The organism is Mycolicibacterium smegmatis (assembly GCF_001457595.1).
Classification (GTDB): domain Bacteria; phylum Actinomycetota; class Actinomycetes; order Mycobacteriales; family Mycobacteriaceae; genus Mycobacterium; species Mycobacterium smegmatis.
The window spans coordinates 6,498,894-6,513,600 of record NZ_LN831039.1 but is presented as its reverse complement, the minus strand read 5'-3'; the positions used below and the strand labels follow the sequence as shown (position 1 = coordinate 6,513,600).

The following is a 14,707-nucleotide window of genomic DNA, read 5'->3' as shown; positions in this document are numbered from 1 at the left end:
ACATTGCTCCATGGCAGCGCACTCCGCAAGAACGCACGCTCCACCCACGTATACCCGATGCGACCGGGGTCAGAACCAGACGATGAAGGCCAGCACACCCAGCAGGATTGCTGCGATCACGCAGGCCCGCAGGAACGCCACCATCTGGTGCCGGGTCTGCAGATGTCCCGAGGTGTGCCACTCAGGCTGTGGTAAAGCGGACCCGGATCCCATTGGCTGCGACGCCATCAAACACTCCTGACCTGCACGATCAACGTTTGACCCCCCAGTGAGTTCTGTCACAACATCTGGTGTGACGCCGATCATAGCCCCACCATCCCGCCGATACGAAATCGAGTTGCGCAGCCAAGCGAATCACGGTGATCCCAAGGGGCCGAACCAGGGGGTCGTCATCCAGCGCGGCGCAGCGCGCCCGGTCGTCACCCGCGACGAAACATTTAGTTCCACGAACAATTTCGCTCGCCCGAGGGGACGTTGTTGATCGCCGGCCCGCGGGTCCCCGGCGTTGTCCACAGCATCGTCCAGGAATCACACAGGTGACGCCGGTCAGGGCCCGTCCCGTCCGGCGTTGCCTGTGGATGAACCTGTGGAAACTGTGGATAGTCGCGAATTGCTAACGCCGCTCTCTGCGCGTGCGGCGACGCGGCGGGGCGCCACCGACGGGTGCACCGGGCATGAGCGCGTGCGAGCATGGACGGTATGGACGATGTGGAAGTCGCAAAGGCGGACATCTCCGCCGTTCCCACGACGTTCGATCAGTCGGTGGTACTGCTCGACGTGCGCGAGGACGACGAGTGGCAGCGCGGTCACGTCGCGGGTGCCCAGCACATCCCGATGGGCGAGGTCCCGGCGCGCATGGCCGAGATCGACCCGGACGCCGAGTTGTACGTCATCTGCCATGCCGGTGGCCGCTCGCTGCGCGTCGCCAACTACCTGGCCCGTAACGGCTACACGCCCATCAACGTCGAGGGCGGGATGCTGGCGTGGGCGGGCGCAGGTCGCCCCATGGTCACCGACGACGGAAGTACGGGCGCCATCTGATCGGGTGCCCGGTGGCTAGGCTGGTCCGATGATCCAGGTGTGTTCGCAGTGCGGGACGCGCTGGAACGTGCGCGAGCGGCAGCGGTCTTGGTGCCCCCGATGCGGCGGTGGTCTGCTCGCACCGTCGGCGCCCGAGTCCCAGTGGGCCTCGCCGCCTCAACAGCCGCAGCAGCCGCAGCGTCCGCCGGCCCGGCTCGCGCCCGGCTACCGCTGGATCGCGGTCCGTCCCGGCGCCCCGCCACCCTCGCGGCCCCGGCGCCGCCCGTTGGGCCCCACGCCGCGGTACCACACCGTCCCGCGCTGGGGTCTGCACCAGGACTTCGCGGTCGCAGAGGAACGGCAGCAGGCACAACGGACCGGCCCGGCCGCCCACACCGTGCGCCTGGTGATCGTCCTCGCGATGATCGCGCTCGCCGGTGCGGCGTTCGCGCACATCGTGCGGTACATCCTGCTGCTCATCAACCGCACCGTGCTGCTGCATCCGGTGATCGCCTGGGGCGGTGTGCTGCTCGGCATGCTCGCGAGCCTGCTGGTGCTCGCCATCATGACGATCACCGTCGTGATGCTGATCTCGTGGCTGGTCGCCCGGCGGCGCGAGGCGTATTCGCAACGCGGACAGGAAGATCCACGCTCCCCGCTGGAGTTGTGGATCTGCGCCCTGGCGCCGGTGGTCAACTTGTTCATGGCGCCGGTGTTCGTGCTGGAGCTCGCGCGGGCGGACAACCGCATGACGCTGTTGCGCCGGCCCATCGTGGTGTGGTGGATCGTGTGGGTCCTCAGCGCCATCGTGGCCACGTGGTCGATCGTCAGCACCGTGTACGTCACGTTCTTCAACAACACCCCGCAGAACATCGCCGACAACACCGTGACCGTGATCATCGGCTACCTGCTGGGGCTCACGACACTGCTCCTGACCTACCGGGTGTTCCAGGGCTTCGAGGCCACCGAGGCGCAGGGCCGCAGTGTGCGGCGCTGGGTGGTCGTGGCCGAGGGTGCGAAACCTCCTGCGGGCCCCGGCGGACCCCACGGCTCCGGCCCCGCAGGACGTTCCACCGAGAAGGCCGACGAGTCCAGCGACACCGCTGACACGCCCGCGGAGGGCGACACGGAACCGGCCGACGAACAGCCACAACGGCCGGAATCGTCCGTTCCGGTTGAGCCCGCCGGGCAGAACCCGGCAGCATAGCCTCATGACTGAGGCCGACGCCGGAGCCGACGGGCAGGCGCCAACGGGCCCGACGCATCCGTTCGTGGTCGCGCATCGAGGTGCCTCCGCCGACCGCCCCGAGCACACCCTCGCCGCCTACGACCTGGCTTTGCAGGAGGGCGCCGACGGGCTCGAATGCGACGTTCGGTTGACGCGTGACGGGCACCTGGTGTGCGTGCACGACCGCAAGGTGGACCGCACGTCGACGGGTACGGGTCTGGTGAGCGAGATGACGCTCGCGGAGTTGCGAAAGATGAATTTCGGTTCGTGGCACCCGAGTTGGCGCCCCGACAGTTCCGGGGACGACACCGGTGTACTGACGCTCGACGAACTCGTCCGGATGGCACTGGACTGGAACCGTCCGGTCAAGCTTTTCATCGAGACCAAACACCCTGTGCGCTACGGCGCGCTGGTGGAGAACAAACTCCTTGCGCTGCTGCACCGCTACGGCATTGCCGCGCCGGCGTCGGCCGACATGGCGCGCGCGGTGGTGATGTCGTTCTCCGCGGCCGCGGTGTGGCGAATCCGCCGCGCCGCGCCGATGCTGCCGACGGTGCTACTGGGCGAGACGTCTCGATACCTGGGCGGCAGTGCCGCGACCACGGTGGGAGCCACCGCGGTGGGCCCGTCCATCGCGACGCTGCGGGAGCATCCGGAACTGGTGGACCGGGCCGCCGCGCAGGGGCGCGCGCTGTACTGCTGGACCGTCGACCACTACGAGGACGTCCGGTTCTGCCGGGACGTCGGTGTCGCGTGGATCGCGACGAATCATCCCGGCCGCACCAAGGATTGGCTGCAGAACGGCCTCACCGGCGCGGGCCGGGACTGACGCGTCGAGAACTCTAGAGGGCCCCGCCTGCAGCGCGCGGTGCCGTCGGATCCGCACCCGCGGCCGACATCTCACGGGCGACGAAGTCCTCGATGTGGAACAGGTTGGATCCGGCGCGGTCGGCGATCCGCACGAGCGTCGTCATCGCCGCGACCTCCTCGACCTGCTCCTTGAGGAACCACTGCATGAACTGCTCGCCGAGGTGATCACCCTCGTCGCGGGCCACGCTCGCGAGCCGGCTGATCTGCTCGGTGACGGTGCGCTCCTGGTCGAGCGCGAGGGCGAGCGCGTCGCGGGGCGTGGTGAAGTTGTTGCACACCGGGTCGATGCCGGGGATCTCCACCTCGACGTCGCGGTCGAGCAGGTACTGCACGAGCATCATCGCGTGATTGCGCTCCTCGAGCGCCTGGGCGTAGAAGTGCTTGGCGAGCTGCGGCAGGTCGGCGCCATCGAAGAACACGGCGATCGCGATGTATTGCTGGGAAGCCGTGAATTCGCTGCGAATTTGATCCTGGATGAGGGCGTGGAATTTCGTGTCGAGAGCGCCGCTGTTCGTCATGATCTTGATGATAGACCAGGTCAAACGGCATTGTCGGTGAAGGTGACCCTCATTGAGGTCAGCGTTACCTAAGTCTTGATTCGCGTGGTGAAGAACTTCAACGATGTTTGCTGTCGAGGAAATGTAGCCTTGCCTAAACTCAATTGACGGCATTTTCCAGGACGTCAGGCGGCACCGGCGCGTCGGTCCGCAGCGCCTCGAACAACCGCGGCGCGGCGTCGCTGTCCCACATCACCACGTCACCCGAACCGTTGGAACCGAACTCGCCGATGGGCACGGTCATCGTGACCGGATCGCCCCGCAGCGACCATGCCAGCCGGGCGAGATTCCACACGTGCGCGTCCTCGTCGACCGCGAGCGTGCCCGTCGCGGCACGCATCATCGGACTCCAGCGCAGGGGGTTGAGCCACACCGCGGGGCTGGCCGCGCGGTGCAGCAGCCCCGACATGAACTCCCGCTGATGGATCATGCGGTCCAGATCGGCCCGGGCCGTCGCACGTGTGCGCACGAAGCCGAGTGCGGTGCGTCCGTCGAGTTCCTGACATCCGGCGGGCAAATCGATGCCCGCGAGCGGATCGCTGATCGGTTCCGCCGGGCACACCGTCACCCCGCCCACGGCGTCGACCAGCGACGCGAATCCGCCGAAGCCGATCTCGGCGTAGTGGTCGAGGCGCAGCCCGGTCGCCGACTCGACGGTCTGCGCCAGCAGCGGCGCCCCGCCGAGCGCGAACGCCGCGTTGATCTTGTCCTCGCCGTAACCGGGGATCTCGACGTAGGAGTCGCGCGGGATCGAGACCATGGTCGCCGGGGTGCTCGACCCGAGGGCGGGGATGTGCACCAAGAGGATCGTGTCGGTGCGGCCGGTTCCCAGGTCGCCGCCGGTGGTCAGCGAGGCCTGCTGTTCCGGCGTGAGGCCCTCGCGGCTGTCCGATCCCACGAGCAGCCACGTGGTGCCGCGCCCGGCGGCGGGACGCTCCGGGTAGCCGGCCAGTGCGGGTATGCGTTGCAGTGACGTGTCGACCCAGATCATCGCGCCCGCCCCGGCGAGCACCGCGATCATCAACAGCGCCAACACGATACGGCCCCAGCGACGCCTGCGGCGCGGCTTGCGCACGGTCGGCGCGGGTGGCGCGGACTGCGCGGCCGCTGTGGGCGTAGACGTCTTGCGTCTGGTGGGCGGCGGGGGGAACTGGCGAGGCGGCCTCGATGACTGGCCCGGCGGCGGCGGTGCGGGTGGCGGTGCCGCCGGGCGTCTCGGCGGTGGCGGGGGCGCCTGACGCGGCGGTGGTGGCGGAACCCGACGCGCAGGTGGCGGCGGGGCCGGCCGGGGCGGCGGTTGCGGAGGCCGGTAGTTGGGATCGCGGCGGATGAACTGTGACGGTTCCCCCGACGGCCGAGGCGTGCCTGGACGCCGCATGCGCGGGTCCCGGTCACCGTCGGCGGGCGTGAAACCGTTCATCTCAGCAATGTACGTGGCGGCTACCGCAACCAGCCGAGATGTTGCGCCAACAGGGCATACCCGACGAACGCGACCGCGTCGATCAGGGTGTGGGCGATGATCAGCGGCCACAGCCGCCCGGTGCGCTGCCACGCGTAGCCGAACACCAGGCCCATCACCAGATTGCCCAGGCCCGCGCTGTAACCCTGGTAGAGGTGGTAGGCCCCGCGCAGCAGCGCCGAGAGCACCAGCGCCCGCGTGGGGCTGATGTCGAGTTGGCGCAGGCGGGTGAGCAGGAAACCCACGACGATGATCTCCTCGGCCCACCCGTTGGCAAAGGCCGAGCCGAGCAGCACCGGGATGCGCCACCACGTGTCGTACAACTCGGCGGGTTCGACGTCGGCACTCAGGCCCAGGATGCGGGCCACGACGTAGAACCCGAGCCCGGGTAACCCGATCAGCGCGGCGAGGGCGAGGCCGCCGAGGCCGTCGGCGCGCGCCTGCGGGCGGCCCAGGCCGATGGCCTTGGGGCCGATTCCGCTGCGCCACAACAGGTACAGGGCCAGCGCACCCCAAGCCAGCAGATTGAAGACGCCCGCGAGGTGCAGGCCGAGGTCGATGAGGTCGAACGGGGACCGGCGCGGGTTGAGCGCGACGGTTTGGCCGGACAGTCCGAGCAGCACAGCCTCGATCAGCCGCAGCAGCGCGGTGTACGCACTGAGCCCGAACGTCACCGCCAGGACGACGACGATCTCGATCTTGATCGTGCGGCGTGACGGTTGGCGGTGCTCGCTGTGCTCGCGGTGCTCGAGAGGGCCGGTCACCGGAGCTACCGTAGCGGTCCCGCCTGACCGGCGGGCGTCAGAGGCGGCGGGCGCGCAGGCCGTTGAGGAAGGGGCAGCCCATGAGGACGCGGATCGCCTTGCTCAATCCCGGCACGTCGTCGACGGGCGCGGGGAATGGCAGCCGCACGTCGTGGTCGCCGTTCTCGTTCTCGACGCGTAGTTGTACGCCGTAGCGGTCGAGGCCGAGCGGGCGGACCCGGCCCTGACGCAGGGCGACGGGCAGGCGTGTCGCGAGCCGGTCGACCACGTCGCGGTGCGCCGATTCCATGTGCTGCAGCCAGCTGGACTCCATGGCGCAGAACGGATCGGGCCGGGCGGCCAGCAGTGCGCCGACGGTGACGGACTCGGCGCCGGTGGAATCGGCGACGACGATCGACTCGATCTCCAGGCGCAGCAGCGCGTAGGTGTCGTCGGCGTCATCGATGGGTGACGAGTTGACCTGCAGCAGTGCGGGATTCGGGTTCTCGGTGGCCACCAGATCCAGCAGGTCGGCCACCTCGCCGTTGGGCACGTGTTGCAGGCGGCCCCGGATCCACACCAGCGAACGCACCGGTTCGCGCAGCGGCAGCGGCGCGTAGTCGGTCATCTCCAGCACGGCCTGGACACCTGCCGAACCCGACGACACCACCGTGCCGACGAGTGGCCCGTTCTCGGGGACGGTGATGGCGAACGAGCCGTCTTGCAGCAGGTGGTGCACGGGCGTCGCCAACGGCTCGATGCCCTCGACGGCGAGCATCGCACCGCCGCCACGGGCGCATGCGCTACGGATCCGCTCGGCCGTCGTCGGTGCCGCTACTGCCATGTCTCGCCGCCTTCCATCCTTAGGTGAGGTAAGCCTAACTTAACTGCATGATCGAAGACTGCGCAAGGCGTACCGAGGCGCGCGTTCACCGCCAGGAACCGGCCATGCGACCGGATAGGGTTGGCAACGTGCCGCGCATCGCATACCTGGGACCAGAGGGAACCTTCACCGAAGCGGCATTGCTGCAGATGGTGGCCAAGAGCATGGTCCCGGGCCCGGCCGAGGACGCAGCCGGATTCACCCCGGTCCGGACCGACAGCACACCCGGAGCGCTCAGCGCCGTCCGTGAAGGCCGTGCCGACTATGCGTGCGTGCCGATCGAGAACTCGATCGACGGCACGGTGCTGCCCACGCTCGACAGCCTCGCGGCCGGCAGCCCGCTGCAGATCTACGCCGAACTGACCCTCGACGTCGCCTTCACGATCGTGGTCCGACCCGGACACGACGGGCCGGTGCGCACCGTCGCGGCTTTCCCCGTCGCCGCCGCGCAGGTGCGCCACTGGCTCGCGGCCAACCTCCGCGACGCGGAGGTGGTTCCGGCCCACTCGAACGCCGCTGCGGCCCATGACGTGGCCGAGGGCAGGGCCGATGCCGGTGTGAGCACACGGTTGGCCGCTGAGCGCTGCGGACTCGACATCATGGCCGCCGACGTCGTCGACGAACCCAACGCCCGCACACGGTTCGTGCTCGTGGGTCTTCCTGGGACCCCGCCACCGGCCACCGGCGCCGATCGCACCGCCGTGGTGTTGCGGCTGGTCAACGAACCGGGTGCCCTGGTCTCGGCCATGACCGAGTTCTCGATCCGCGACATCGACCTGACCCGCATCGAATCCCGCCCGACCAGAACCGAGTTGGGCACCTACATGTTCTTCCTCGACTGTGCCGGGCACATCGACGACGATCCGGTGGCCGAGGCACTCAAAGCGCTCCACCGACGTTGTGTAGATGTGCGATATCTGGGTTCATGGCCGACGGAATCGGCCGCGGGCGCGCCGCCGCCCCGTCTGGACGAGGCCACCACATGGCTCGAAGGCCTGCGGGCCGGATCGGGTGGCGCATGAGTGGCCGTCTCGTCCTTGTCCGACACGGGCAGTCCCGTGCCAACGTCGACCGCCGCCTCGACACCCGTCCCCCCGGCGCCGAACTGACCGACCTGGGCCACGATCAGGCCCGGCGGGTCGTCACCGCGTTCCCGCAACGGCCTGCGCTCGTCGCGCACTCGGTGGCGCGCCGCGCCGCGCAGACCGCATCCGGTATCGCCGGTGAGATCGGGCTGACGCCGCAGGAGTTCGACGGCGTGCACGAGGTTCAGGTCGGCGAGCTCGAAGACCGCAACGACGACGCCGCGATCGCGCAGTTCGAGGCCATCTACCAACGCTGGCACCAAGGTGAACTCGACGTGCCGATGCCCGGCGGCGAGTCCGCGGTCGACGTGCTCGACCGCTACGTGCCCGTCGTCGACCATCTGCGGCTGAACTACCTCGACGACCACGACTTCGACAGCGACATCGTGCTGGTGAGCCACGGTGCGGCCATCCGGCTGGTGGCCGCGGTGCTCGCGGGCGTCGACGGCAGCTTCGCGCTGGAACACCACCTGGCCAACACCGAATCGGTGATCCTCACGCCCACCACCGACGGGCGGTGGAGTTGCGTGCGCTGGGCGACGCTCACCCCGCCGTTCCATCCCGAACCCGACGTCCAGCCCGTCACCGACGCGCTGACGTCGAAAGACCCGATGGGTTAGATCGCGATCGCGATGTCCTCGCTGCACAGGCAGCCGACCGTCTCGCAGTCGATGCTGAAGGTGTGCGCTATCTCTGGGGTGGTGCAGCCGTCGTCTGTGCACTCGACGCGGTACCGGACATGGTGGATCAGGGTGCCGTGGCAGTGCTCCAGCCCGGCCACACAGTCCCGGCACTGGATCGTCATGTCCCGTTCATAACACTGCGGGCCGACAAAACGTGGTTGCCGCGCGGGCGTTTTCGTGTCCGAAGCGCTCATCCCCACCCCAACTCGTGGAGCCTCTCGTCATCGATCCCGAAATGGTGAGCGATCTCGTGGATCACGGTGATCGCGACCTCGTCGATCACGTCGTCCTCGGTGTCGCAGATGTCGAGCAGGGCATCGCGGTAGATCGTGATGGTGTCGGGCAGTGAGCCCGCGTACCAGGAGTCCCGCTCGGTCAGCGCCACGCCCTGGTACAGCCCGAGGATCTCAGGTTCGTCGGGGTTGCGGTCCTCGACGAGCACCACGACGTTGTCGATCGCCGCAGCCAGTTCGGGTGGCACCTGATCGAGCGCGTCGGACACCAATTCCTCGAACCGTTGCGGGTCCATCCGCACGGCCACGGGTCACGGACCCGGCGGCGGGGGCACCGGCGCGCCGGGCGGCGGCGGGACGTCGACCGGACCCGGCGGGGGCGGAGCCTGCTCGGGAGCGGGAGCGGGAGCGGGTGCGGGTGCGGGAGCGGGAGCCGCTTGGTCGGCCGGCGGGGCCGGGGCGTCGGGCGGCGGCGGGTTGAACGTGTTCTGCTGCGCCGGATCGGTCGACTGGGGTGCCTGCTGAGTGTCCGTCGACTGCGCAGGCAGGTGCTGATCGGCCGACCCGGAGGACCCGGACGACCCCGAGGATCCCGACGACGAGCTCGACGACGAGCCCGAGGTACCCGACGAACCCGACGAGGACGACGATCCCGACGAGGACGAGCTGGACGACCCGGACGACGTCTCCGCCACATCCGGCAGCGGGATGGGGTCGAGGTTGAGGCGTTCGGCCGGGATGTCGGGCGGCGCCACCGGCGGCTGACCGTTGATCAGCAGCGGGCCCTTGGCGGTGTTGACCAGCGTGGACCAGCCGCCGTTGCCCAGCGTCGCGCCGATGCTGCACGACACCTGACGGCTGCCCGCCGACCAGCTCGGCAGCGAGATGGTGCTGTAGCTCAGCGCGAGCGTCGTGCTGCGCAGCTGCACGGGCGCCAGATAGGCATCGGTCTGCTTGGTGCAGGCGTCCTTGATGAACTCGTCCTGGTCGTCCTCGGCAGGCAGCGGCCCGGGGAACTTCTCGGCGAGGTTGACCGCACCGGTCACCTCCATGGCGTGCGGTGCCGCACAGTCGACCGGGACGTCGGTGGGCTGGTTGGTGGCCGGGTCGATGCCCAGGCATGTGCCTGCAGGCCAGACCTTGGACTGATCGATATCGGCGACCTTGCCCGTGAACTCCAGCTGGGTGTCGCCCGGGCCGAGCAACTGCAGGCCGCACAGCATGCGCCGCTCGCCCGACTGCTTCCACGCCTTCTCACCCGACCACAGCAGGCCGATCGTGAACTTGCCGTTGGGATCGAACTTGGGCCCCAGGTAGGACTTCAGCGCGGGCGTGCACTGCTCCTGGCTGATCTGCTTGATGCGGTCCATCGACGGCGGCGGGGCGCTGGGGCCGTACTCGCTGCCGGGGAACGTGCGCATGTCGATCGCCGCGGCGACCTCGAAGCGGTGGTTCTCGCCGCAGTCGACGATGCGGGCCGCGTCGGGGTTGCGCCCCGGCCAGTTCAGGCAGTCGCCGTCCTTGACGTGGTTGAAGGTCTCGTTGCCGCGCGGGCCGAGCGCGATGGCACCGGCGCTGAGCGTGTTGTTCGCGCCCTCACTGCGGGGCAGCGCGGTGATCAGGCCCGCGATGAGCAGGCCGCCGAGAGCGGTCAACAGCAGCGCACGCCGCGTCGACGCGGCGTGCAGGCTGATCCAGAACCGCCCCTTCCGTTCGCGCTGATCGGGAAGCTGGTCTGGGTGCTCGGGTGCCTCCAACATCCGCTCCATTGTGACAGGCGTGTCAGGCGCTGTGACAACTGATGCGGTTGTAACGTTACGAGGTTGTGCTTGCGGCCGGCCGGACACGCTCCCGATGCGGCCGCTGACGCTCCCCGCACCTGGAATGTACGTACCGCCGCGCCAAAAGTAGGGTTGCGCCCGTGATCGACCTCAGGCTGCTGCGCGAGAATCCCGACATCGTCCGCGCGTCACAACGCGCCCGCGGCGAGGACCCGGCGCTTGTGGACGCGCTGCTGGCCGCCGATACGGCACGCCGCTCGGCGGTGTCGGCCGCCGACAATCTGCGGGCCGAGCAGAAGGCCGCGAGCAAGCTCGTCGGCAAGGCGTCCCCGGACGAGCGCCCGGCCCTGCTGCAGCGGGCCAAGGACCTCGCCGAGCAGGTCAAGGCCGCCGAGGCCGCGCAGGCCGAGGCCGAACAGGCGTTCACGGCCGCGCACATGGCGATCAGCAACGTGATCATCGAAGGCGTGCCCGCGGGCGGCGAGGACGACTTCGTGGTGCTCGACACCGTGGGTGAACCGCGGGCCATCGAGAACCCCAAAGACCACCTGGAGCTCGGTGAGTCGCTCGGCCTGATCGACATGGAACGCGGCGCCAAGGTGTCGGGTTCGCGGTTCTACTTCTTGACCGGTGCCGGTGCGCTGCTTCAGCTCGGGCTGCTTCAGCTCGCCACGCAGGTGGCCGTCCAGAACGGGTTCACGCTCATGATCCCGCCCGTGCTGGTGCGTCCCGAGGTGATGCGCGGCACCGGGTTTCTCGGCGCGCACGCCGACGAGGTGTACCGGCTCGAGGCCGACGACATGTACCTCGTCGGGACCTCGGAGGTGCCGCTGGCCGGTTACCACGCCGACGAGATCCTCGACCTGTCCGCGGGACCGCGCCGCTACGCCGGGTGGTCGTCGTGCTTCCGCCGCGAGGCGGGCAGCTACGGCAAGGACACGCGCGGCATCATCCGCGTACACCAGTTCGACAAGGTCGAGGGCTTCATCTACTGCAAGCCCGAGGACGCCGAGGCCGAGCACCAGCGGTTGCTGGGCTGGCAGCGCGAGATGCTGGCCGCGATCGAGGTGCCGTACCGCGTGATCGACGTCGCCGCAGGCGATCTCGGATCGTCGGCCGCGCGCAAGTACGACTGCGAGGCGTGGGTGCCGACGCAGCAGACCTACCGTGAGCTCACGTCGACGTCGAACTGTACGACGTTCCAGGCGCGCCGGTTGTCCACGCGCTACCGCGACGACAACGGCAAACCGCAGATTGCCGCGACCCTCAACGGCACGCTCGCCACCACACGGTGGCTGGTCGCGATCCTGGAGAACCATCAGCAGCCCGACGGCAGCGTGCGCGTGCCCGCTGCCCTTGTGCCCTACGTCAGAACGGAAGTGCTCGAGCCATGATCGACATCGACCTCACCGAAGCGCGGAACTGGTTCGGGTTCGGCGTCGCGGGCAACTTCGCCGGCCACCTCGAACAGGCAGGCGAGGCAAGCGATTTCACCAAGGTGGTGACCGAGGGATACGCGCCCAAGGGCATCTTCCCGTGGTACGCCCCCGGCCGTGACGACTTCCTCGGCGAGTTCCCGCTGTCGAGTGAGAGCATCAAACTGCCCGAGGCCTCCGAGGAGTTCCAGGGGCCGCTCAACCTGCAGATCGAACCCGAGGTGGGCGTGGCCTGCCAGGTGGTGTGGAACGGCGACACGGTGGCCCGGCTCGAGCCGTTCGCGCTCGGTGCCTTCAACGACTGCTCGATCCGCAGGCCCGGCGCACCCAAGATCAGCCACAAGAAGAACTGGGGACCGGCGTCGAAAGGTGTGGCCTCGCAGTTCTTCGAGATCAGCGATCTGACCCCGGACGGCCCCACCGCGACCATGCGTCTGGTGTGCTACCTGCGCGAGGACGGCGGTCAGCAGCACGCGTACGGCGTCGACTCACCCCTGGTGGGCTACTCGTACTACGGCGAGGTGCTGCTGGACTGGATCGTCGAGCGGCTGGCGAACCAGAAGGGTTCCGACGACACGCCTCTGGAGGATGTGGGCGCCCTGATGGTGGCCAGCGGACACCCCGAGGTCGTGCTGATCGGCATCGGCGCGACGCGGTACACGCCGCTGGGCGAGTCGACCTACCTCAAGCCGGGGGACGAGGCCATCGTGCGCGTCTACGACAGCGCCTCCAGTGAGGCCTCGGAACTGCGCCAGATCGTCACGGCCGGCTGACGTTCAGGATTTCAGCAGTTCGTCGAGCCGCGCGGTGAACTCATCGGGATCGGCGGGGGTGAACGCGGGGCGCCACCGCGTCCCGGCGACGTCGAGGGTGACCAGCGTCGAGCGCAGCGGACGGCCGACGTCCAGCGGCAGCCAGCGACGCAGATCCGCGCTGCCCCACAGCCGGAACCGGTGCAGCAGATCCAGCCCGGTCGCGGTGTAGCCGCGCACGTCGCGCAGCGGGATCACCTTCGACGTGCCCGACGGAAAGTGGTAGCGGCGCAACGTGATCGCCTCCTGGTCCAGCTGGACCAGGCCGTCGTCGTAGTACTGCCGCGGCGCGGTCACAGCTTCTGGCACCTCAGTTCGTGGCCCTTGGTGGTCAGGCACCTGCCGTTCTCCAGGTTCCACTGCCAGCCGTGCAGGTTGCAGGTCAGCGTGTTGCCTTCCACCACACCGAACTTCGACAGGTCGGCCTTCAGGTGCGGGCAGCGCCGCTGGATCTGGAAGCCGTCCAGGGTGATCGACGACGAGTCGTCGTGGGCCTCGGCGAACCAGCCGTCGGCGTAGGCGATCCGCTCGTCGGTGAGGCACTTGAAGAACGTGTACAGATACTCGTTGTACCCGCCCACACGCCAGGCCCTGAACCGCGTCGACAAGAATATCGTGTTGACCCAGTCCGGTTCCTCGTCGCGCAACACCGTACGCACCAGAGCGGCGGGGATCTCGAAGCCGTAGCGGAACCTCTCGTCGGGGATCGGTTCGCGGACAACCCGTTTGGGGAAGTCGAGCACCACGGTCTCGTTGTGGTCGCGGCCGGTCAGCCGCAGCTCGACGGGGTAGCCGATGCCGTCGCAGATCTGGTCGGTCTGCGTCATGATCGGCTCGAACAGCGCGCGCAGCGCCTCCAGCATCGGCTCGCCGGCCGACGGGGCCCAGCGCGCCTTCTCCGCGGCCAGCACCGGTGCCATGCGCTGCGCGTAGTCCTCGATGTACGCGGCCTTGCCCGTGGTGAAGATCGACTCGGGATCGTCCACCGGATGCGTCAGCGAGTTGAGCGTCGAACCCGTGAAATCGGCAGTGCTGCCGGGGATCATCAGCAGGCCGCCGTCGTGGCCGTGGATGCGCAGCTGCTCCAGGAACACCATCTGGTCCGGGAAGATGTTGGCCGGGTCGCCGTGGTCGTCGTTGAGATCGCGCAGCTCGGGGTCCAGGAAGCACGGCGGGCCCGCCGACGGCACCACCCAGGTCGCACCGACCTGCGCGATGTACTGACGGCAGCGGTCCATCTGCCGCTGGCGCTTCTGGATGCCGAACGCCTCCTTGGCGCGCGCGGGCATGTCGTAGACCATCGGGTACCAGATCGCGCCCGAGTACTGCAGCATGTGCACGTCGATCTGGCCGAAGTCGGTGTGCAGCACATCGAGATCGACCGGACGCGCGTCGTTCATATTGAAAACGGTGGTGACGCGGTCCGAAACCACCAGACCGGAGTCCCCGATCGGGCCGTCGGCGGGCGCGCGCAGCGCGATGATCATCACGTCGAGGTCGCCCTTGGGGCCGCTGACGGTGTGCTTGACCGAGTCGGTGGTCTCGAAGAAGTTGTGGAAGCCCAGCTTCTCGAGCTCGCGGCGCAGATCGGGCACCGGGTAGTCCGGCAGCAGCACCACGGCGTCCTTGTTGACGTACCGGCGCAGGTGCTCGGGGTCGAAGTGGTCCTTGTGCAGGTGCGACACGTAGAGGTAGTCGACGTCGCCGAGCGCGTCCCAGTCGAGTTGGCTGTTGTCCGGGAACGGGAACCACGAGGCGAAATAAGCGGGGTTGACCCAGGGGTCGCACAGGATGCTGCCTGCCCGGGACTCGATCAGAAAGCCGGCGTGCCCGACACTGGTGACCTGCACAAACAGCCTTTCACTGGTGAAACAAGAGTGCTTCGCCAGCCTAGCTGGAACCCGGCGTCGGACCGAA

17 protein-coding genes are annotated in these 14,707 nt (G+C 68.6%); 7 read left to right on the top strand and 10 right to left on the bottom strand.

The features are described 5' to 3' along the window. Positions 1-69: 69 nt before the first annotated feature. A complete protein-coding gene (locus tag AT701_RS31485; RefSeq protein ID WP_003897835.1) occupies positions 70-228 on the bottom strand; it encodes a hypothetical protein in 159 nt (52 codons plus the stop codon). A gap of 471 nt (positions 229-699) precedes the next feature. Here AT701_RS31485 and AT701_RS31480 point away from each other — a divergent pair, with 471 nt between their 5' ends. From AT701_RS31480 to AT701_RS31470, 3 genes are read left to right on the top strand one after another with little or no spacing between them, the layout of a single operon-like run. After that, positions 700-1,041 (top strand): rhodanese-like domain-containing protein, encoded by a 342-nt coding sequence (locus AT701_RS31480; RefSeq protein ID WP_058127781.1) that lies wholly within the window; start codon positions 700-702, stop codon positions 1,039-1,041. 28 nt (positions 1,042-1,069) lie between these two features. Continuing rightward, positions 1,070-2,227, top strand: a complete 1,158-nt coding sequence (locus AT701_RS31475) for a DUF4328 domain-containing protein (RefSeq protein ID WP_058127246.1) — start codon at positions 1,070-1,072, stop codon at positions 2,225-2,227. 4 nt (positions 2,228-2,231) lie between these two features. Continuing rightward, positions 2,232-3,077: a glycerophosphodiester phosphodiesterase gene (locus tag AT701_RS31470; RefSeq protein WP_058127245.1), complete on the top strand. Its 846-nt coding sequence runs from the start codon at positions 2,232-2,234 to the stop codon at positions 3,075-3,077. Positions 3,078-3,090: 13 nt separating this feature from the next. Here AT701_RS31470 and AT701_RS31465 read toward each other — a convergent pair whose 3' ends face one another. The 4 genes from AT701_RS31465 to AT701_RS31450 form a co-directional block, all read right to left on the bottom strand. Beyond that, positions 3,091-3,636, bottom strand: coding sequence for a ferritin (locus AT701_RS31465; protein ID WP_003897831.1), 546 nt, complete (start codon positions 3,634-3,636; stop codon positions 3,091-3,093). 139 nt (positions 3,637-3,775) lie between these two features. Then, positions 3,776-5,095 carry an LCP family protein gene (locus tag AT701_RS35170; RefSeq protein WP_223495885.1) on the bottom strand — a complete coding sequence of 440 codons (1,320 nt, stop codon included), beginning with the start codon at positions 5,093-5,095 and terminating at the stop codon, positions 3,776-3,778. Positions 5,096-5,115: 20 nt separating this feature from the next. Continuing rightward, on the bottom strand, positions 5,116-5,898 hold the full coding sequence (locus AT701_RS35165; protein WP_003897829.1) for a CPBP family intramembrane glutamic endopeptidase: 783 nt from the start codon (positions 5,896-5,898) through the stop codon (positions 5,116-5,118). 37 nt (positions 5,899-5,935) lie between these two features. Further along, positions 5,936-6,721, bottom strand: a complete 786-nt coding sequence (locus AT701_RS31450) for a DUF2470 domain-containing protein (protein WP_058127244.1) — start codon at positions 6,719-6,721, stop codon at positions 5,936-5,938. Between the two features lie 128 nt (positions 6,722-6,849). Between AT701_RS31450 and pheA the strand changes: the two genes are divergently transcribed. Continuing rightward, positions 6,850-7,782 carry a prephenate dehydratase gene (gene pheA / locus AT701_RS31445; RefSeq protein WP_058127243.1) on the top strand — a complete coding sequence of 311 codons (933 nt, stop codon included), beginning with the start codon at positions 6,850-6,852 and terminating at the stop codon, positions 7,780-7,782. Beyond that, positions 7,779-8,465 (top strand): histidine phosphatase family protein, encoded by a 687-nt coding sequence (locus AT701_RS31440; protein ID WP_058127242.1) that lies wholly within the window; start codon positions 7,779-7,781, stop codon positions 8,463-8,465. The genes pheA and AT701_RS31440 overlap by 4 nt, the downstream gene beginning before the upstream one ends. Here AT701_RS31440 and AT701_RS31435 read toward each other — a convergent pair. The 3 genes from AT701_RS31435 to AT701_RS31425 all read right to left on the bottom strand — a co-directional run bounded on the left by AT701_RS31435 (position 8,462) and on the right by AT701_RS31425 (position 10,530). Continuing rightward, positions 8,462-8,650: a hypothetical protein gene (locus tag AT701_RS31435; RefSeq protein WP_058127780.1), complete on the bottom strand. Its 189-nt coding sequence runs from the start codon at positions 8,648-8,650 to the stop codon at positions 8,462-8,464. The genes AT701_RS31440 and AT701_RS31435 overlap by 4 nt on opposite strands. Before the next feature lie 68 nt (positions 8,651-8,718). Further along, positions 8,719-9,069: a metallopeptidase family protein gene (locus AT701_RS31430; protein WP_014878637.1), complete on the bottom strand. Its 351-nt coding sequence runs from the start codon at positions 9,067-9,069 to the stop codon at positions 8,719-8,721. A gap of 3 nt (positions 9,070-9,072) precedes the next feature. After that, entirely contained in the window at positions 9,073-10,530 is a 1,458-nt protein-coding gene (locus AT701_RS31425) for a septum formation family protein (RefSeq protein WP_058127241.1), read from the bottom strand. Positions 10,531-10,682: 152 nt separating this feature from the next. On the opposite strand from AT701_RS31425, the gene serS reads away from it, so the two are divergent. After that, the gene (serS, locus tag AT701_RS31420) at positions 10,683-11,936 is read left to right on the top strand and encodes a serine--tRNA ligase (RefSeq protein ID WP_058127240.1); all 1,254 of its coding nucleotides are present in this window, start codon (positions 10,683-10,685) and stop codon (positions 11,934-11,936) included. Further along, positions 11,933-12,751, top strand: a complete 819-nt coding sequence (locus AT701_RS31415) for a DUF5718 family protein (RefSeq protein WP_058127239.1) — start codon at positions 11,933-11,935, stop codon at positions 12,749-12,751. The genes serS and AT701_RS31415 overlap by 4 nt, the downstream gene beginning before the upstream one ends. Positions 12,752-12,754: 3 nt before the next feature. On the opposite strand, the gene AT701_RS31410 is transcribed toward AT701_RS31415, so the two are convergent. Next, entirely contained in the window at positions 12,755-13,087 is a 333-nt protein-coding gene (locus AT701_RS31410) for a hypothetical protein (protein WP_058127238.1), read from the bottom strand. After that, positions 13,084-14,640 carry an MBL fold metallo-hydrolase gene (locus tag AT701_RS31405; protein ID WP_058127237.1) on the bottom strand — a complete coding sequence of 519 codons (1,557 nt, stop codon included), beginning with the start codon at positions 14,638-14,640 and terminating at the stop codon, positions 13,084-13,086. Before AT701_RS31405 ends, AT701_RS31410 begins: the two co-directional genes overlap by 4 nt. Positions 14,641-14,707 lie beyond the last annotated feature (67 nt).